Below are 18,182 nucleotides of genomic sequence, written 5' to 3' on the forward strand. Positions count from 1 at the left end.
GCTGGCGACAATGCTGGCTCACCCCGCGTTATTAATAAACATATCATAGAAGCACCTTTTCGCCAGTCCCGCTTGACTGATGGGTTAAAAGGCTTACCACTCATAGGTTTCACCTTCATCACCTACGATTTGAGCATTCAAGTATTTGGCCAAGGCAGCCGCAGCAATGTGTGTTGGATTTTTTGGAGACTCAATATCATGAGAGGCATTGAATGATGCTTTACCTCTACGGAAACTAAACACTTTTACCCACTCAGATTTTTTACCAAACCCAAGAAAACCTGAAGATCCAAAAAGAATTGAGGCATCGCCCACATTTCCTCTAATGGTGATTTTCTCACCAGTCTTTGGGTTTTTTGCAGTCGAATCATCATTGTCTAGCCGAACACTGCTAATTTGATTAATAGCAGCAATCCACTCATCGAGGGTTATTTCACTATTGTTGCGCTCTATGTAAAGTGAGTAAGCCATTTTGCTTTCTAACGTCTGAATTAAGGGGCGCCTTTAGGCGTCCCGCTTGAATGATGGGTTAGGCATAGATTTATGATGTCTCCGACTGTTGGATTTGTTAACTCAACCAGTATGTTCTCTGTGATTCCTTTTTGCCTGAGAAATAGAGCCAAATTCTCGAACTCGAGAGTATCTGCCCCCCTTATGAGGGTATGCAGATTTATAAACATCGAGAAGAAAATCATTGGGAAGAAGGCGAAATACATCATCGTTCCGAAGCAAGAATGCATTCTTTATGTCGTCCAGAGCATCCTCTACCACTGGCAAATCTTTAGGAGAGTACATGCCGACCCATCGCATTTTATCGGGTTCTCGGTTGCGTAAATACTCCCAGCTTGGTCGGTAGAAATAGCGACCTGCAATTATAGCTATGACTATCAGTGGAATGAGCCAGAACACCATATCTGCCTAACGTTTCAAGTAAGGGGCTGGCGACACTGGTTGCTCAGCCCTTGTTATTAATAAACACTTCATAAAAGCACCTTTTCGCCAGTCCCGCTTGACTGATTGGTTGGGCATAGTTTACGCCACCCACTCTGCCAGAACGTTTGGATTGGCTATTATTTGCACAAGATCATCTGAGCTAATAAGTACAAAGTGAAATAGCTCTCCGTATATTGGGATAAACTGTTCGCTCCATTGCGAGTTTTCGATTATAAGTAACGGAAACGTATAGTATGGATTTTGTTCAAGAACTGGTAATGGTCGTGGAATTGGGTCATATCCAGGACATTCCAACTCAAAACGAACCGCAGTTACTGTAGTGAAATTGAGATTTAGCGTACGCTCGCCATGCAGAGTAACTGATAGTTTCTTTCCACGATGGTATGAATACGAGATAGACCCAAATGGACAGTCTATATCTGATAACGGATACCATGCTAATGAACGTTCTATCATGATGCCCAACGTCTGAGTTAAGGAGCCAGCTTTAGCTGGTCCTGCTTGAACGATGGGTTAGGGCCAAATTTAGCCACTATATTTTTGTAATAAACAGACTTCTCACTATCAATAGGTAGCCCCATACAACCCTTTTCATAGCAAAGTTGGAGTACATAGGCTGCACGCCAATTATTATTTTCCGCAGCTTTAAGCAACCAATATTTGGCTTTTTCTATTTCCTTTTCGGGAAGTGGATGTTCATGGCTGCCCAATTTCATGGTTTCAACAAAAACGTTATACATGGCTTCCGAATTTCCTGATTCTGCTAGCTTCACCCACTCTTGTATTTCTGTGGCAGATACGTAAACCGAAGTTAGTAAACATATTGCAACTAAAATGACGCGCACTTTTTGCCCTAACGTTTGAATTAAGGGGCTGGCTTTAGCCAGTCCCGCTTGAATGATGGGTTAGGTAAATTATTGAGCATTTACAAGCCCAGACCATGCAAGAGTTGCAGAGGCTCCATTTAGCTGTGCAGGCCAAACTGCTTTTGGTGTTGCTGCACACAAGAGAACGCAAGCCTTACCACGCTCATCAGACTCCTCGCCGTAGAAAAATAAGCGATCTCCAAAAGCCAACTCAATTTCTGACAAATCCAAATCGTCTTCTGGATTGGTTATAACTTGCTCAGAAGCCTCAACGTAGTAAGGATATGCCTCTTCGATATTTTTATGGGCAAATGCTGCCATTTCATTGCTCGAAGCAGCCAGTTTATCTGTCATCCCCTTGAATATGTTATTAACCAAATCTGATGAAATCCCCGCAGTTTCAACGGCATGCATTGTTGCGGCCACAGACAGTAGAAACAACTCATTTAAAAAATCAAATCTAGTAATTGTTGCCGTTGAAAAGAGGTTTGCATCTCTTTGCGTCACAAAAGAGTCGAACGGGAATTCAAACAAGCCGGCAATAATGATTTCGCCGACTTGATATGGAGATGGTTTGATTTCAGGTTCTTGAGAGTTCACGGTAATACCTAACGTGTGAAGTAAGGGGCTGGCGACAATGGTGGCTCGACCCTCGTTATTAATAATTGATTATTCAAAGCGCAATTTCGCCAGTCCCGCTTGACTGATGGGTTAGGACTATTCAATTACTGATAGCCTATCAGTAACGCACAAGTGCGCTGTTTTAGTTTTTTGCAACTTTTCGACTAGCTGTTTTCTCAAAATCTCCATTTCCTCTCCACTTTCAATAAATGCAAGCTCATCTGGATGAAGAAGTGTTACTACTAACAATTTTACAAATCCAAAAGGAGTTTCAAAACCTTTGGGAATAGTTTTGGCAGGGAATCCAATGATTAATCCTACCTCATCCTTCTCATTTCTGAACAAAGAAGGGGCTTCAGGAATAGGCAAGATGGTAGAGACTGTTTCATAGCGTTCAATCAATTGGTCAAAACCACCATGATAGGCTACGTTCTGACTCACCTGATGGACTAAGTCAAAGAGCCATGAACCTGCAATATTCTCAATCGTACCTACCATTTCAGCGCAAACCTCAACTCGAAAACCAAGTGGAATTTTTTCATCTTCAAACGGGTCAGATAGACCATCACTTGCAATAATAATTGATTCTGGGCGCCTAATAACTTTCCAAGCTTGGCGCAAGGTGGGCCAACTAGGACCTCCCATAAAGGCAGGATTAATAAGAGGCGCTATTACGTCGGAATCAACTTTACCCAGAGTTTTGTAAAATGCATCTCGTGCTTCGTAAGTAGCCTGAAGCATAGCTTCAGTTTCTGGATCAGCTTTGACTTCAGGGATGGACGGATTTAGGTCATCTTCGATAGGACCTTCGTTGTTTCGTCCTAATAGTTTATCTAACCATTTCATAGACAGTCCTAACGTTTGAATTAAGGGGCCTGCTTTAGCAGGTCCCGCTTGAGTGATGGGTTAGGCCTAACATGGGACACGAGGAAGCGCCTTTATGTAACGTAAAGCAACAGTGACCCATATTATCGTGGCTAAAATGTGGCCTGGACCATATATAACGAGTGGCCCAGTCAACAACAAAACAAACAAGTTAAAAAGAATGGCGACCAAGATAAGGGAAAAAGCACGGGCACGCGTTGGCCATATGCAAGAGATGACGAGCCCAGCACAAATAAACGCCACAATGCTCCAGTGAGAAATTCCAGTCAGCGAATCTACGGATAGAAGCATAGACCAAACTTTAGGTGCTGGCACAAACTTCGCAACGGTGAGGTAAAGCCCCAAGTGAGCGGCAACGAGAGAAAGGCAAGCTAAAAGCACTAGCCAAAGCTTGCGGGAAATAGATGCATGCATGTCTATGGCCTAACGTTTGAATTAAGGGGCGCCGTTAGGCGTCCCGCTTGAATGATGGGTTAGGGTTTACCACTGCATTGGCTCCCAACTTAAAACGACACGACCAACAATACCAATAACTAAAGCAAACAAAAAGTTAAAAACTGGTGCGGCAATTAGAACCTCACCATGACCATATGTTGAGGGAAAGCCAAAATAATTAAAAACAAAAACCAGAGTAGGAAATAATACTAAACCTGACAAAACACCAAAGAGAAGGACTAGCGGTAAATATCTGTTTTTAGCTAACTTGGTTGAAATAACAGCGCTATTGATATGTTTTTTGGTTCTGAAATATATTGCCACCGCTGAAATAGCGGTAATGAAAAATGAAGCATAAAAAGCAAAATTGGTCATATGCTTAATAAACCCTAACAGTTATTAACCGGACGCATCTGTCCGCATAATAATATTCTTAAAAGGGAAACTCTCATGCGTCGTTCCAATTATTTCTTATGTTTAGAAGGAAACCTGTCCGTATAATAATTAAGTGTAATTGCGGACGCAACCACTTTTAATTTAGGTAAACTTCATCATTTTCAACCACTGTTTAGGAGCTACATTTATGGGGTCAAAATCTATCTAACCCGCCGCGTCTAATGGATCAGGTAAGCACTGTGTGTCGAAGACGACACTTCAGCCCACGCACTGAAGAAGCTTACTCTCACTGGATTCGAAGATTCATTTACTTTCACAATAAACGCCACCCTCAAATTATGGGTTCAGCAGAAGTTGAACTGTTTTTGAATCATCTTGCTCGGGATCGAAAAGTTTCTGCCTCGACTCAAACGATTGCTTTGAACGCAATCGTTTTCTTATACTCAGCCGTCCTACAAAAGCCATTAGGCCAAATGGCTAATCTCCAGCGTATTCAACGTCGACATACAGTTCCCGTTGTTTTAACGGTAGATGAGGTTACCAATGTATTGACCATGATGAATGGCACTTGCCAATTAATGGCTCAACTTATTTATGGGGCAGGGTTAAGAATTAGTGAGTGCATTGGGCTGCGCATAAAAGACTTAGACTTTAGCTCGAAAACCTTGGTCGTGCGAGATGGCAAAGGCGGCAAAGATAGAACAACTATTCTTCCGGCCATGCTGATCACTAGCCTTCAAGAACATCTAATCAAGGTCGCCCAACTACACTCCACGGATGTACTCAAAGGTGGTGGTTATGCAGTGATGCCAAATGCTCTGTATACAAAATATCCATTAGCTTCGCGTACACTTGGCTGGCAGTTTGTGTTTCCTTCTTCTATTTTGAGGCCTTGGAAGGATCAACACCTGGTACGTTGGCATATGGCTGACACTACCCTTCAAAGGGCGTTTCGCTCTGCAGTTATTAAGTCCGATATCAGAAAACATGCATCTATTCACACACTACGTCATTCTTTTGCAACACACTTATTGCACTCAGGTACCGACATCCGCACGATTCAATTGCTACTAGGGCATCGCAGCTTACAAACCACTATGATTTACACGCATGTGCTGCAAGCAACAAAATCAGTCATCAGCCCTTTTGATCGACTTTGACAAGAAGCTTATAAACGGCCTTTTATGGCCGTTCTTTCCAATCCGAGAAAAATCTAAACACTTTACTCACAAGGGATTATCTACCAAGTTCTCCGAGTGCGAACGCACAACCAATCAACAAATACTATTGTTATCGGCCTTAATTAAGATCCATAAATATGGGTCGGACAAGAGTGATTACAGAACATCGGTTGAACTTTTTGCGAGATGACAAAAAAACAAAGGGCTACGAATTAACGTAACCCTTTGATTTACAGCGATTTTTGGTGGCCCCTCTGTGAGTCGAACACAGCACCAACGGATTATGAGTCCGCTGCTCTAACCAAGCATGAGCTAAGGGGCCGGAAAGCGTGGGATTATAAACTAATCCTGACCGTTTTCGAGGAAGCTGCGCAGACGTTCGGAGCGCGTTGGGTGGCGCAACTTGCGTAGTGCTTTTGCTTCGATCTGACGGATACGTTCACGCGTCACGTCAAACTGTTTGCCCACTTCTTCCAGGGTGTGGTCGGTGTTCATTTCAATACCAAAGCGCATGCGCAGTACTTTGGCTTCGCGCGGGGTCAGTGACTCCAGCACTTCACTGGTTGCGTCGCGCAGGCTGGCGTAAACCGCTGCGTCCATTGGCGCCAGTGTGGTGTTGTCTTCAATAAAGTCGCCCAAGTGGCTGTCTTCGTCGTCACCAATCGGCGTTTCCATCGAAATAGGCTCTTTGCTGATTTTGAGGATTTTGCGGATTTTTTCTTCCGGCATTTCCATTTTTTCAGCCAAGGTTGCCGGATCAGGTTCCAGACCAGTTTCTTGCAGAATCTGGCGGCTGATGCGGTTCATCTTATTGATGGTTTCGATCATGTGCACCGGAATACGGATGGTACGCGCCTGGTCAGCGATCGAACGCGTGATGGCCTGACGGATCCACCATGTTGCATAGGTAGAAAATTTGTAACCACGACGGTATTCAAATTTATCCACGGCTTTCATCAGGCCGATGTTGCCTTCCTGAATCAAATCAAGGAATTGCAAGCCACGGTTGGTGTATTTTTTGGCGATAGAAATCACCAGACGCAAGTTGGCCTCAATCATTTCGCGTTTAGCGCGACGGGCACGTGCTTCACCGGTGGTCATTTGTTTGTTGATTTCACGCAACTCTTTAATTGGCAAGCCAACACGGTTCTGCAGGTTTTGCAGGCGCTCTTGCTGGTCAAGAATCGAGTGTCTGAAACGGCTTAAACGCTCTGCGTAGGCAGGCTTACCAGCAAGTTCACCATCTAACCAGCTGAGGTTGATTTCGTTGCCGACAAAGCTTTTAATAAATTGCTGACGCGGCATGTTGGCTTTTTCAACACAGAAATCCATGATTTTGCGTTCATGCGTGCGCACTTCTTCTACCATGTTGCGCACCTGGTCACACAGTGCTTCTACTTGCTTGGCAGAGAAACGGAAAGCCGTCAGTTCATCCAGCACCTGTTGATGCAGGGTTTTGTACTCGGCATCATTGGTACCTTTGGCTTCACGAATGCTGTTCATTTGCGTATTTGCAGCGCGAATGACGGCAAAGCGAGACAGGACTTCGTCTTTGAGTCTGGCCAGCGCTTCGGCAGACAAGGCGGATGCTTTAGCATCGCCATCTTCGTCGTCCTCTTCCTCTTCTTCGTCAGCAGCTTCCTCTTCTTCTGCGTCAGCCACTGCCAAAGCGTCATCCAGGCCGAGATCACTGTCAATCAAACCGTCTACCAGTTCGTCGACGCTCATCTCGTCTTTTTCGACCTTATCTACCATCTCCAGCAATTGTGCGATGGTGGTCGGACAGGCGGCAATCGCATGCACCATGTGCTTGAGGCCATCTTCGATACGCTTGGCGATCTCAATTTCACCCTCACGTGTCAGCAGGTCAACCGTGCCCATTTCACGCATATACATACGCACAGGGTCAGTCGTACGACCGAACTCTGAGTCTACCGTCGCCAGCGCTTGCTCGGCTTCTTCGGCAGCATCTTCGTCAGTCACCGCCGGAGGCGCATCAGACATCAGCAATACTTCGGCATCCGGCGCTTCTTCATAGACCTGGATACCCATGTCATTGATCATGCCGATAATGCTCTCGATCTGCTCGGAGTCTTGTACGTCATCCGGCAAATGGTCATTAATCTCGGCGTAGGTCAAATAACCACGCTCTTTACCCAGAACAATCAGGGTTTTCAGGCGCGTACGGCGTGCCTCGGCATCCATTGCCTGGGTGGCGGGGTCTTTGTGTGTTTCGACTTCGTTAATTCCGAGTTCTTTGTCTAAACTCTTATCTGCTTTGGGTCTGGCCATGGCCGATTCCACCTCTAAAATGATTGATGCCGAGTGCTGGCTACCGCTACTGTCACATCACTCGATTTAACATTACGGGAAACCCTTTATTTTACCAGATTTTTGCATATTTTTTAAGCATGCCCACACGGTTTTTAGGGAATTGCTGACTAGCGCTTGCTGGTTAACTGCCGCAGGGCCTCACGCTCTGCGTCCGACAGCGTAGAAAATGGCTTTTCAGTCAGCCGCCCTAACAAGGACTTTTCACGCGCAATGATTGCCATGTCTGATAATTGGGTACACGCCCCCTCAAATTCAAGCGTGAAGTCCAGCGTTTCGTCCAATAAAGACAACTCACGTTGCAATTGGTGTCGCAAAACCTCAGAAATATACGGTGTGATCATTTGCAGCAATACCACTGGCCGCGCTTCCGGCTTGGCAACAGCAGCCCTCAACACCACACGTAACATCTGCTCTTCATCGCCTTCGCCGACAATCTCTGTCATCAACGCCGGCTTAGCCCATTGCGGCCGCATCAGCAACATCAAGGCAAGGCGCACATACAGCGATAGCGGTGTGCGCGAACGCTGGCGCGCAGGCTTTTGTTTGGTTTTAACCGGATCTGGCAACTTGAGCATGCGCTGCATTTCGCCGCCGGCCAAGCCGGTCATCTCGGCCACTTTTTTGCGCAACAACATGGCATAGCGCGGCGCCTGAATTTGCTTGAGAATAGGCTCGGCATCATTCAAAAACTGCAGCTTATCCTCTTGCGAAGCCATCGGGTTATGCTCGCTCAAATGCTGGATAATGTATTGCGACAGCGGCATTGCTTTATCCATTTCAGCTTCAAATGCCTCTTTACCAAATTCACGCACAAAACTATCCGGGTCATGTTCGGCAGGCAAAAATAAAAAACGCAACTTGAGACCATCTTTAATCGCAGGCAAAGCGTTCATTACCGCGCGCCAGGCCGCCGTGCGCCCGGCTTTGTCGCCATCAAAACTGAATACAATTTCATCGGTTTGCCGCATCAGCTTGGCAATATGAAACGGGGTAGTTGCTGTACCCAGCGCCGCGACGGCATATTCAATGCCATATTGCGCCAGTGCCACTACATCCATATACCCTTCAACCACCAACACGCGGCCTGCATCACGGATGGCGCGACGCGCCATAAACAAGCCATATAATTCATGGCCTTTTTGAAACAGCGGTGTTTCCGGCGAGTTGTAATACTTTGGCGTATCTTCGGGGTTAATCACGCGCCCGCCAAAGCCAATTACTTCGCCTTTTTGGTTATGGATGGGGAAAATAATACGGTCACGAAAGCGGTCGTAACGGCGCCCTTGCTCATTCTGCACCACCAGCCCGGCCGTCTCCAGCGCCTCAGCCTCATATTGCGGGAACACTGTTTGCAGATTTTGCCAGCCAGCCGGGGCATAACCAACCTGGAACTTGGCCGCGACCTGACCGCTTAAACCGCGGTTTTTCAGGTAATCAATCGCGCGCGGTGATTTTTTCAATTCTGCTTTGTAATAGTTGGCGGCTTGTTGCAAGGTCTCTTGCAAACTCAATAACACCGCCTTTGAAGGGGAAGCCGGTTGATTAGGGTCGCGCTGCTCTTGCGGCACAATCATGCCAATCTGTTTGGCCAGGTCGTGTATGGCCTCAACAAAACTAAGGCCGTTATACTCCATCAAAAAGCTCAAGGCGGAGCCGTGCGCACCACAACCAAAACAATGGTAAAACTGCTTGGTCGGACTGACGGTAAAACTGGGGGATTTTTCGTTATGGAACGGGCAGCAGGCCGAATAATTGGCCCCGGCTTTTTTCAGCGGTACTGCCTTGTCGATGACTTCGACAATATCTACGCGATTGAGCAGTTCTTGAATAAAACTTTCGGGGATCATAGATGCAAGTATCGCTTATGCGCACTAAAAAACAAAGGGCGCCAAATGCGCCCCGTTGTTGATGCGGTTAAAGACTAATTAACCCAAGGCAGCCTTGATCAGGCCAGAGACTTTTGCCATATCTGCCTTACCTGCGACCAGCGGTTTCACCGCACCCACCACTTTACCCATGTCTTTGGCACCCGCAGCACCCGTTTCAGCAATAACCTTGGCAATGATGGCGTTGATTTCATCCTCAGACAATTGCGCTGGCAGATAAGCCTGCAATACAGTGACTTCAAACTTTTCCTGATCCGCCAGGTCGTGGCGGTTAGCACCTTCAAACGCAGCAATCGAATCACGGCGCTGCTTGAGCATTTTCTCAATCGCCGCAATCACGGCATCATCATCCAGCTCAATACGCTCGTCGACTTCGCGTTGCTTGATCGCCGCTTGCAACAAACGAATCACACCCAGCTTTTGCATGTCTTTCGCACGCATGGCGGTTTTCATGTCTTCGGAGATTTGTGCTTTCAGGCTCATAGAAATATCTTTATCTGAATGGAGGCTTAAATATGGGCTGTATAAATAGCTAAAGGTTGCGGAAACCCACAACCTTCGCATCATCGGTTAACCTGAAAGCGGCTAACCGTTCACTTCCACTAAAAATTAGTAGAGTTTTGTCGGCAACTGTTGGTTGCGCAGACGACGGTACTGACGTTTAACCGCAGCAGCGGCTTTACGTTTACGTTCCCAAGTTGGCTTCTCGTAGAACTCGCGTGCACGCAAGTCGTTCAACAAACCGGTTTTTTCAATCAAACGCTTGAAGCGGCGCATTGCAACGTCAAACGGTTCGTTCTCTTTCACACGAATAGCGGTCATGTAAATCCCTATCCTTCAAAAATGGTTGGCAAATCGTGCATGCGGATTGATGCAGCACTGAAAACCGCGTATTCTATCGCGCTTATTTGGATTTATCAATCATTTCCGCAAAATATTGTCTGCGAGAAAGCACGTATGTTGGTATTGGGCATTGAATCTTCTTGTGATGAAACCGGGATAGCGTTGTACGACACGCGCCGCGGGCTGCTGGCGCACGCCCTGCACTCACAAGTAGACATGCATGCCGCTTATGGTGGCGTGGTGCCAGAACTCGCTTCACGCGACCACATCCGCCGCGCGTTACCACTGACCCAACAAGTCCTGGCAGAGGCCGATAAAACCCTGCAAGACATAGAAGGCATCGCTTATACACAAGGCCCTGGCCTGGCGGGCGCCTTGCTGGTAGGCACCAGCGTTGCGCAATCACTGGCCATGGCGCTCAATGTACCCACCATCGGCGTGCACCACCTGGAGGGCCATTTGCTGGCGCCCATGCTGGAAGAAAATCCGCCAGCCTTCCCGTTTGTAGCCTTGCTGGTTTCAGGCGGCCACAGCCAACTGATGCGCGTAGACGGTATCGGCCAATATGAGCTCTTAGGTGATACGCTGGATGACGCCGCTGGCGAAGCATTCGACAAAACCGCTAAATTACTTGGGTTAGGTTATCCCGGCGGACCGGCCGTCTCCAAACTAGGAGACCAGGGCAAACCGCATTTTCAACTACCGCGCCCCATGCTCAACAGCCCGGATTTGAACTTCAGCTTTAGCGGCCTCAAAACAGCGGTGCTCACGCTGGTGAACAACCAGCCACAACTGGATGATGACACCGTCAAAGATATTGCCTGGGAGTTTCAGGAATCTGTCACCGAGATTCTGGTGCACAAGTGCCTGAAAGCACTCAAGCAAACCAAGCTCAAACGGCTGGTGGTCTCGGGCGGCGTGGGTGCCAACAAGCGCCTGCGCATCAGGCTGAACGAAGCCGCCAGCAAGCGCGGCATCAGCGTCAGTTACCCACGGCTGGAGTTCTGCACCGATAATGGTGCCATGATTGCGTTTGCCGGTGCCATGCGTTTACACGCCATGCAAGCAGTGAAACAAGATTACAGCTTCAGCATCCGCCCGCGCTGGGATTTATCGGAGCTCAAAGCCCCCGCCTAAATATGGTTGGCTATTTTTTGCCGAAGCGGCTTTCAGTGCCTGCCAGCAACTTCTCAATATTGCCCTGATGGCGAATAATCAGAAACGCCGTCATCACAACCACCACCGCCACATACACCGGATAAGGTGACAAGAACTGCCAGGCAATCACGGGGGCCAATATTGCAGCCACCAAGGCAGACAAAGAAGAAATGCGGCTGATTAAAAACACAACCAGCCAGACTGCCACCACACTTAACGCCAACCAGCCGGAAAACGCAATCATCACTCCCAGCGCTGTCGCCACGCCTTTACCGCCTTTGAACTTATGGTAAATCGGGTACAAATGCCCAATAAATACCGCCAGGCCCACCAACGCGACCACATCCATTAACATCCCGGCTTGCAATGCCAACCAGGTCGGCAACCAGCCTTTAAAAGCATCACCCAGTAAAGTCAGAATCGCAGCGGATTTCTTACCGCTACGCGCCACATTGGTCGCGCCGATATTGCCACTGCCCACCGTGCGTGGATCAGGCAGGCGATACAGCTTGCTGATGATAATGCCAAAGGCAATCGACCCAATCAAATAAGCCGCCACAACCCACACCAGCGCCTCAATATCAAACCCAATTTCGTTCATGCTTTAAATTCCACTGAAATGCAGCCGCTTATGCCAGCCACCGCACGATGTTGTATGATGCCGAATCATACTGGATTCCGGCCTGCGCGGAAATAACAACAAGGGTGCACCTCAATGGATATTATCTTTCTCGAACAAGTCAAAGTGCAAACCAAACTCGGCGTTCCCGAGTGGGAGCGCGCGGTCGCGCAGACTGTCATTCTGGATATCGAAATCGGCTATGACTTTAGCAAAGCCTGCCAGACCGATGCGATTGAAGACACGATTGATTATGGGCAAGTGGCTGCCCGCATTCGGGAAACATTAGCAGAACACAGCTTTAAACTGGTTGAAGCCCTGGGTGAGCATGTGTGCCAGCTGATTCTGCAGGAATTTAAAGCGCAGAATGTGAAGTTAAAAGTGAGTAAACCGGGGATATTACCGGGGTTGAAGGCTTTAGGGATTCAAATTGAGCGATCAAAATGAGACATAAATTTCCAGCTTGCATACAAAGACATACTGGCAAAATAATAATTTTTTCGATTGTTTTGATAATTGCTCTCTTTGCCTATAAAACCGTTTACCTTCCGTATTCAATCTCTTTTGGTGGGCAAGTGTTGCCGATCATACAAATAAGTACAAATGAATCTAGCACGCTCAGAGCCGAATTCGGACAACTTGGGGATTATTTTGGCGGCCTGCTTAACCCGATTTTTGGCTTTGCTTCATTTTTAGCTTTATTAGCAACAATTCTTTATCAATCAACAGAATTAAAACTATCAAGAAATGAACTAGAGCTTACACGCAAAGAGATTGCAAACTCATCATTCGCGCTAAATGCTCAAAATAAAGCTATTGAATTACAAAGCTTTGAACAAACATTCTTCGCTTGGCTAAGCACTTACAGAGACCTAATCAATACAATATCAACAACAACCCCTCCCCAAAATCGCATAGTAGGTAAAGAGGCACTTTATAACCTATTACAACATTCTCTTAGTGATTATGCGATTTTCAGTTCAATGTGTGTTCGAGATAATAACAACTTTGGTCAGCAGAAATTGGCTAATGAGTTTAACAATTCTTATAGAAGCACTTTTTACAATCACAGCTCTTACAAAAAAGTTGAAATCATCGCTACAGATTTTCAAGGAAACGTTGCAGGCCATATTCACAAACAATGGTCTTATCTTTATTATCAAAATGAATATCAGCTAGATAGCCTCTTCAGAACAGGTTACAAGTTAATAAGCTGGATCGATGGACTGCCAGAAGAAAGACTTACTAAGGAACAAAAATGGCTTTATGTAAGCATATTCAGAAGTCAGCTATCCTGGGTCGAAATGGTTTTCTTCTATTACAATGGATTAGCAGGAACAGGAGAAAAGTTTAAAGCTCTAATTGAGAAATACGCACTTTTCGATAACCTAACATTTGACTCTGATATTGGAATAAAGGTATTACACCTTTATTTTGATAGAAACTCATACTACAAACCATCAGCATTCAACTCTGACAGAGCACGTAACATCCTCTAAAGTCTACCCTCTCGGATGATGCACCTTATGCAACTGCTGCAACCTCTCCCTGGCCACATGCGTATAAATCTGCGTGGTCGAAATATCCGCATGCCCCAATAACATCTGCACCACGCGCAAATCCGCGCCATGATTGAGCAAATGTGTAGCAAACGCATGGCGCAGCACATGCGGGCTGATATGTTGAGAGATACCGGCTTGCACTGCATAACGCTGAATAATGTGCCAGAATGCATGCCGCGTCATGGCCGCGCCGCGCGTGGTGACAAATACCGCATCACTCAGGCCGCCTTTTAATATTTCAGGCCGCGCGATAGCAAGGTAGCGGTCGATCCATTCTGCCGCTTCTTGCCCCATAGGTACCAAGCGCGTCTTACTGCCCTTGCCCGTCACCCGCACTACCCCATCTTGCGTACTGACTTCGGCAATACTCACATTAACCAACTCGGAGACGCGCAAACCACTGGCATACAACAATTCCAGCATAGCGCGATCGCGCAGACCCAACGGTGCATTCACATCCGGCGCATACAGTAAATCTTCCACCTGCGACTCACTCAAGGTCTTGGGCAGTGATTTTGGCATTTTTGGCGCTTCGATATGCAGCGTCGGATCTTGCTTGATCAGGTTAGCCAGTAAGGCATAGCGGTAAAACCGGCGCAGGGTTGCAATCAAGCGATTGATACTGCGAACTTTGACTAACGGAAAGCGATGGGCGAGGTATTCCTGAACATGGTGTGATTGCACACCCCACAGCACTAACGATTGCTTGCCACACCACTCGGCAAAGCCCTTTAAATCATTGCGATAGCTTGATAGGGTGTTGGCTGACAAGCCATCTTCCAGCCATAGCTGGTCGATAAAAACATCAATTTCAGGAAAATGCGCTGTGACTGCTACAGCATTCTTTTTTTGCCGCATGTGATCGCTTATTTGTGTCGCTGCTCATGCGCCAACAACCAGCGTTTGATCTCCAAGCCGCCGTCTATGCCTTGCATAAAACCGCCCAGGCCATTGCTAGCCACGATGCGGTGACAAGGATTAAACAAAGGCAAGGGGTTGGCGCCACAGGCATTCGCAACTGCACGCGGACCAGACTTTACCGCAGCAGCTAACTGGCCATAGGTGCGCGTTTCACCGACGGGAATTTCACGCATGGCTTGCCATACACCTTGCTGAAATGGGGTGCCACGATTACTGCTAATCTGTTGCCAATCATGGTTTGGATTATCGAGATAGGCCGCCACTTGGTCAGCCACCGCTTGTGCACGCAGATTCGGCCGAGCCTTGACCGGTAAGGCATGCAACAAAAACTGCAAGGTTTCGCCTGCCTCATCACAGCGTACGCCGACGAAGCCGAATGGCGCCGGGACTAAGGCATCAAGTTCATCATAAAGGCTCTTCATCACGCTATTAAACTGCAATCTTGCCCAGGCTGCAACCAAGCGCAGCGGCAACAGGCAATAAAAAAGCCCAGATCGAAATCCGGGCTTTTTGGTGCAACGTTTAAATTAAGCGTTGTTTGCAGCGATGTCTTTCTCGCGCGCAACCAATTTCTCTTTAATACGTGCAGATTTACCTGAACGCTCACGCAAGTAGTACAGTTTAGCGCGGCGAACATCACCACGGCGTTTCACTTCGATAGAAGCGATTTGTGGAGAGTAAGTCTGGAATGTACGCTCAACACCTTCACCTGAAGAGATTTTACGCACGATGAATGAGGAGTTCAGGCCTCTGTTACGCTTGGCGATCACAACGCCTTCGTAAGCCTGCACACGTTTACGTGTACCTTCAACCACGTTTACACCAACGATCACTGTGTCGCCTGGCGCAAAGCTAGGGATGGTTTTGTTCAAACGAGCAATTTCTTCTTGCTCTAACATTTTGATAATGTCTGCCATATTGGTTCCTTTTAATTGTAAAGAGCTCGTTCCTACTCTACATCCTTGAGTAGCCTAGCCTCTTCTTTCGTCAACGGCCTTTCGGCCAATAAATCCGGGCGTTTCGCCCTTGTTAGCAGTAGCGATTGCTGTAATCGCCATTGTCTAATCTTTTCATGATGCCCGGAAAGTAATACTTCGGGCACCTTCAATCCTGCAAATTCTTCCGGGCGCGTGTAGTGCGGATAATCCAGCAGGCCATTCACAAACGAATCTTCCTGTGCCGAATCAGCATCACCCAACGCGCCTGGTAACTGCCGAATGATCGCATCCAGCAGCACCATGGCGGGTAACTCACCACCACTTAATACATAGTCACCAATGGAGACTTCCTCATCCACCAGTGTATCCAGCACACGCTGGTCTACGCCTTCATAGCGACTGGCTAACAACACCAGCCCCTGACATTCTTTTAGCTGCAACACCTTTTCATGCGTCAGCGGTTTACCGCGTGGTGACAAATGGATCACCCTGGGTGACAATCCTTGTGCCTGCAACCGCGCTTTGGCATCACCAATCGCAGCAGTCAGCGGCTCAGCCAGCATCACCATGCCAGGGCCACCACCATAAGGTCTATCATCGACCGTATGGTGCACATCCTGCGTATATTGGCGAGGATTGGTCAGCGTTAACTGATACAAACCACGTTGCCTGGCACGGCTGGTAATGCCGTATTCCGTCAGTGCCGCGAACATCTCAGGAAACAAACTGATGACTTCAATCTGCATCATGAGAGCCACCTTCTTTAAAAATCAGCATCCCAATCTACCAGCACAGTGCCTGCTTGCAAGTCCACCTCGGGCACCGCTTCACTGGTAAACGGAATCAAGCGCTCACGGTACTCCTGCTGCAACTTGCCATCTTTACCTTTAACGCTGGTTGGCTGCGCTTCACGGACCACAAGCACATCATTCGCGCCAGTTTCAAACACCTGCGTAATGTTGCCAAAAGCCACACCCTGCGTATTGGTCACACTCAATCCAATCAAGTCTGACCAGTAATACTCACCTTCTTCAGGCTCAGGCAGCGACTCACGCGGTACGGCGATTTGCTGCCCTTTCAAGGCAAACGCTGCATCACGATCAGCCACTCCCGCCAGCTTGATCAGCAACACGTCATTGTGAAGCTTGGCTTGTTCAACCGTTGCTTCACGCCAATTCGGCGCTTTACCTACCCACCAGGCATCATAATCCAGCAAGCCGTCCAGATACTCCGTATCCGGCACCACTTTCACCCAGCCATAAACGCCATATGGGGCGACGATGCGCCCCATTACGACCATGTTTTCAAACGCCATCTGAATTAAGGCGCTAAAAACAATTACTCAGCAGCTGGTGTTTCAGCAGCAGCGGCTTCTGCGGCAGCAGCTGCATCAGCCTCTGCTTTGGCTTTAGCATCGGCTTCCGCTTTAGCGGCAGCTTCTGCAGCGGCGGCGTCAGCTTCAGCTTTCAACTTGGCAGCAGCTTCAGCGATTGCTTTTTCTTTAGCAGCTTCAGCTTTGGCAACTTCTTTCGCTTTAACAGCAGCCATACCTTCAGCGCCTTTAGCGTGGAATTTTACCAAACGTGCCACGGTCTCAGACAGTTGTGCACCGTTGTCCACCCAGTATTGTGTACGTGCTTCATCGATACGCAAGCCTTCAGCGCCAGCGCGTGCAGATGGATTGTAGAAACCAACGCGCTCGATAAAACGACCGTCACGACGGTTGCGCGAATCTGCTACAACCAGGCTGTAGAACGGGTTCTTTTTGGAGCCACCACGTGATAAACGAATAACGACCATAATCTTGTTCTCTTAAAATTGAATTTCTTTGCAGAAAGGCGCGGATTATACTTGATATTATCAAAGCATGGCAAGTGTTTTTCACGCACCAGAAGATGCGCCTACATACGGTGTAGGATCAGCCACTCCGGCTTGCGCAAACCCTGCTTTGCGGAAACGACAGGAATCACACACCCCACAGGCCGCGCCCTGCTGATTGGCCTGATAGCAGGAGACGGTTAACCCGTAATCCAGCCCCAACGCATGGCCGCTGCGAATAATATCCGCTTTGGTCATCTCTATTAATGGCGCATGCACCGTAATCGTCTGGCCCTCTACTGCCGCCTTGGTCGCCAGGTTGGCCATTTGCTGGAAAGCTTTGACATATTCACCCCGGCAATCCGGGTAGCCGGAATAATCCAGTGCATTGACGCCGATAAAAATATCGCGTGCCTGCAATACCTCTGCCCAGGCCAGCGCCAACGATAACATAATAGTGTTGCGCGCAGGCACATAAGTCACGGGAATACCTTGTGTTTCCTGCTCTGGCACAGCGATATTGCTGTCAGTGAGCGCCGAACCACCAAACAGCGACAAATCCAGCTGCACAGTTTTATGTTCGGTGGCACCCAGTGCAACCGCCACGCGTTGCGCCGCCACCAATTCGACATTATGGCGCTGGTGATAATCCAGGCTCAGGCAATAACAGTCATAGCCTTGTGATTTGGCAATCGCCAGCACCGTGCTGGAATCAAGCCCGCCGGAGAGCAAAATCACGGCTTTGGGTTTATGTGTTGCAAGCAA

21 protein-coding genes and 1 tRNA gene are annotated in these 18,182 nt (G+C 47.8%); 4 read left to right on the forward strand and 18 right to left on the reverse strand.

Annotated elements, in window-relative coordinates; translation table 11 throughout:
• Nucleotides 1–93: 93 nt before the first annotated feature.
• From OH31_RS11545 to OH31_RS15035, 5 genes are all read right to left on the reverse strand, one after another.
• Nucleotides 94–471, reverse strand: a complete 378-nt coding sequence (locus OH31_RS11545; protein ID WP_024930855.1) for a hypothetical protein — start codon at nucleotides 469–471, stop codon at nucleotides 94–96.
• A 956-nt stretch (nucleotides 472–1,427) separates the two neighbouring features.
• Nucleotides 1,428–1,799 (reverse strand): sel1 repeat family protein, encoded by a 372-nt coding sequence (locus OH31_RS11560; protein ID WP_148296211.1) that lies wholly within the window; start codon nucleotides 1,797–1,799, stop codon nucleotides 1,428–1,430.
• Between the two features lie 69 nt (nucleotides 1,800–1,868).
• A complete protein-coding gene (locus OH31_RS11565) occupies nucleotides 1,869–2,420 on the reverse strand; it encodes a hypothetical protein (RefSeq protein ID WP_148296212.1) in 552 nt (183 codons plus the stop codon).
• Between the two features lie 117 nt (nucleotides 2,421–2,537).
• Nucleotides 2,538–3,287: a hypothetical protein gene (locus OH31_RS14500; RefSeq protein WP_024930859.1), complete on the reverse strand. Its 750-nt coding sequence runs from the start codon at nucleotides 3,285–3,287 to the stop codon at nucleotides 2,538–2,540.
• A gap of 519 nt (nucleotides 3,288–3,806) precedes the next feature.
• Nucleotides 3,807–4,136 (reverse strand): hypothetical protein, encoded by a 330-nt coding sequence (locus OH31_RS15035; protein ID WP_148296213.1) that lies wholly within the window; start codon nucleotides 4,134–4,136, stop codon nucleotides 3,807–3,809.
• A gap of 242 nt (nucleotides 4,137–4,378) precedes the next feature.
• Between OH31_RS15035 and OH31_RS11575 the strand changes: the two genes are divergently transcribed.
• The gene (locus tag OH31_RS11575) at nucleotides 4,379–5,317 is read left to right on the forward strand and encodes an integron integrase (RefSeq protein WP_024930860.1); all 939 of its coding nucleotides are present in this window, start codon (nucleotides 4,379–4,381) and stop codon (nucleotides 5,315–5,317) included.
• A gap of 264 nt (nucleotides 5,318–5,581) precedes the next feature.
• On the opposite strand, the gene OH31_RS11580 is transcribed toward OH31_RS11575, so the two are convergent.
• From OH31_RS11580 to rpsU, 5 genes are all read right to left on the reverse strand, one after another.
• Nucleotides 5,582–5,660, reverse strand: a tRNA-Ile gene (locus OH31_RS11580).
• Nucleotides 5,661–5,680: 20 nt separating this feature from the next.
• Nucleotides 5,681–7,630 (reverse strand): RNA polymerase sigma factor RpoD, encoded by a 1,950-nt coding sequence (gene rpoD / locus OH31_RS11585; RefSeq protein WP_024930861.1) that lies wholly within the window; start codon nucleotides 7,628–7,630, stop codon nucleotides 5,681–5,683.
• A 149-nt stretch (nucleotides 7,631–7,779) separates the two neighbouring features.
• The gene (gene dnaG, locus OH31_RS11590; protein WP_024930862.1) at nucleotides 7,780–9,519 is read right to left on the reverse strand and encodes a DNA primase; all 1,740 of its coding nucleotides are present in this window, start codon (nucleotides 9,517–9,519) and stop codon (nucleotides 7,780–7,782) included.
• A 78-nt stretch (nucleotides 9,520–9,597) separates the two neighbouring features.
• On the reverse strand, nucleotides 9,598–10,041 hold the full coding sequence (locus OH31_RS11595) for a GatB/YqeY domain-containing protein (RefSeq protein WP_024930863.1): 444 nt from the start codon (nucleotides 10,039–10,041) through the stop codon (nucleotides 9,598–9,600).
• Nucleotides 10,042–10,167: 126 nt separating this feature from the next.
• Complete coding sequence (rpsU, locus tag OH31_RS11600; RefSeq protein WP_018987466.1) at nucleotides 10,168–10,380, reverse strand: 30S ribosomal protein S21; 213 nt, start codon at nucleotides 10,378–10,380, stop codon at nucleotides 10,168–10,170.
• Between the two features lie 135 nt (nucleotides 10,381–10,515).
• Here rpsU and tsaD point away from each other — a divergent pair, with 135 nt between their 5' ends.
• Nucleotides 10,516–11,538: a tRNA (adenosine(37)-N6)-threonylcarbamoyltransferase complex transferase subunit TsaD gene (gene tsaD, locus OH31_RS11605; protein ID WP_024930864.1), complete on the forward strand. Its 1,023-nt coding sequence runs from the start codon at nucleotides 10,516–10,518 to the stop codon at nucleotides 11,536–11,538.
• Nucleotides 11,539–11,548: 10 nt separating this feature from the next.
• On the opposite strand, the gene plsY is transcribed toward tsaD, so the two are convergent.
• Nucleotides 11,549–12,160, reverse strand: coding sequence for a glycerol-3-phosphate 1-O-acyltransferase PlsY (gene plsY, locus OH31_RS11610; RefSeq protein WP_019883629.1), 612 nt, complete (start codon nucleotides 12,158–12,160; stop codon nucleotides 11,549–11,551).
• Nucleotides 12,161–12,274: 114 nt separating this feature from the next.
• Here plsY and folB point away from each other — a divergent pair, with 114 nt between their 5' ends.
• Both folB and OH31_RS11620 read left to right on the forward strand, forming a co-directional pair.
• Complete coding sequence (gene folB / locus OH31_RS11615) at nucleotides 12,275–12,625, forward strand: dihydroneopterin aldolase (protein WP_024930865.1); 351 nt, start codon at nucleotides 12,275–12,277, stop codon at nucleotides 12,623–12,625.
• On the forward strand, nucleotides 12,622–13,677 hold the full coding sequence (locus OH31_RS11620) for a putative phage abortive infection protein (protein ID WP_024930866.1): 1,056 nt from the start codon (nucleotides 12,622–12,624) through the stop codon (nucleotides 13,675–13,677). Before folB ends, OH31_RS11620 begins: the two co-directional genes overlap by 4 nt.
• Before the next feature lie 3 nt (nucleotides 13,678–13,680).
• Here the strand turns inward: OH31_RS11620 and xerD are convergent, their stop codons facing one another.
• The 7 genes from xerD to queC all read right to left on the reverse strand — a co-directional run bounded on the left by xerD (nucleotide 13,681) and on the right by queC (nucleotide 18,182).
• Nucleotides 13,681–14,598: a site-specific tyrosine recombinase XerD gene (gene xerD, locus OH31_RS11625; RefSeq protein ID WP_024930867.1), complete on the reverse strand. Its 918-nt coding sequence runs from the start codon at nucleotides 14,596–14,598 to the stop codon at nucleotides 13,681–13,683.
• An 8-nt stretch (nucleotides 14,599–14,606) separates the two neighbouring features.
• Complete coding sequence (locus tag OH31_RS11630; protein WP_024930868.1) at nucleotides 14,607–15,083, reverse strand: methylated-DNA--[protein]-cysteine S-methyltransferase; 477 nt, start codon at nucleotides 15,081–15,083, stop codon at nucleotides 14,607–14,609.
• Between the two features lie 105 nt (nucleotides 15,084–15,188).
• Nucleotides 15,189–15,578, reverse strand: coding sequence for a 50S ribosomal protein L19 (gene rplS, locus OH31_RS11635; protein ID WP_024930869.1), 390 nt, complete (start codon nucleotides 15,576–15,578; stop codon nucleotides 15,189–15,191).
• A gap of 32 nt (nucleotides 15,579–15,610) precedes the next feature.
• A complete protein-coding gene (trmD, locus tag OH31_RS11640; protein WP_198289774.1) occupies nucleotides 15,611–16,345 on the reverse strand; it encodes a tRNA (guanosine(37)-N1)-methyltransferase TrmD in 735 nt (244 codons plus the stop codon).
• Between the two features lie 17 nt (nucleotides 16,346–16,362).
• Nucleotides 16,363–16,899 (reverse strand): ribosome maturation factor RimM, encoded by a 537-nt coding sequence (gene rimM, locus OH31_RS11645; protein WP_235273005.1) that lies wholly within the window; start codon nucleotides 16,897–16,899, stop codon nucleotides 16,363–16,365.
• A gap of 38 nt (nucleotides 16,900–16,937) precedes the next feature.
• Nucleotides 16,938–17,399 (reverse strand): 30S ribosomal protein S16, encoded by a 462-nt coding sequence (rpsP, locus tag OH31_RS11650; protein ID WP_019883638.1) that lies wholly within the window; start codon nucleotides 17,397–17,399, stop codon nucleotides 16,938–16,940.
• Nucleotides 17,400–17,480: 81 nt separating this feature from the next.
• On the reverse strand, nucleotides 17,481–18,182 hold the full coding sequence (gene queC / locus OH31_RS11655; protein WP_024930871.1) for a 7-cyano-7-deazaguanine synthase QueC: 702 nt from the start codon (nucleotides 18,180–18,182) through the stop codon (nucleotides 17,481–17,483).

The organism is Methylophilus sp. OH31 (genome assembly GCF_000576615.1).
Classification (GTDB): Bacteria; Pseudomonadota; Gammaproteobacteria; order Burkholderiales; family Methylophilaceae; genus Methylophilus.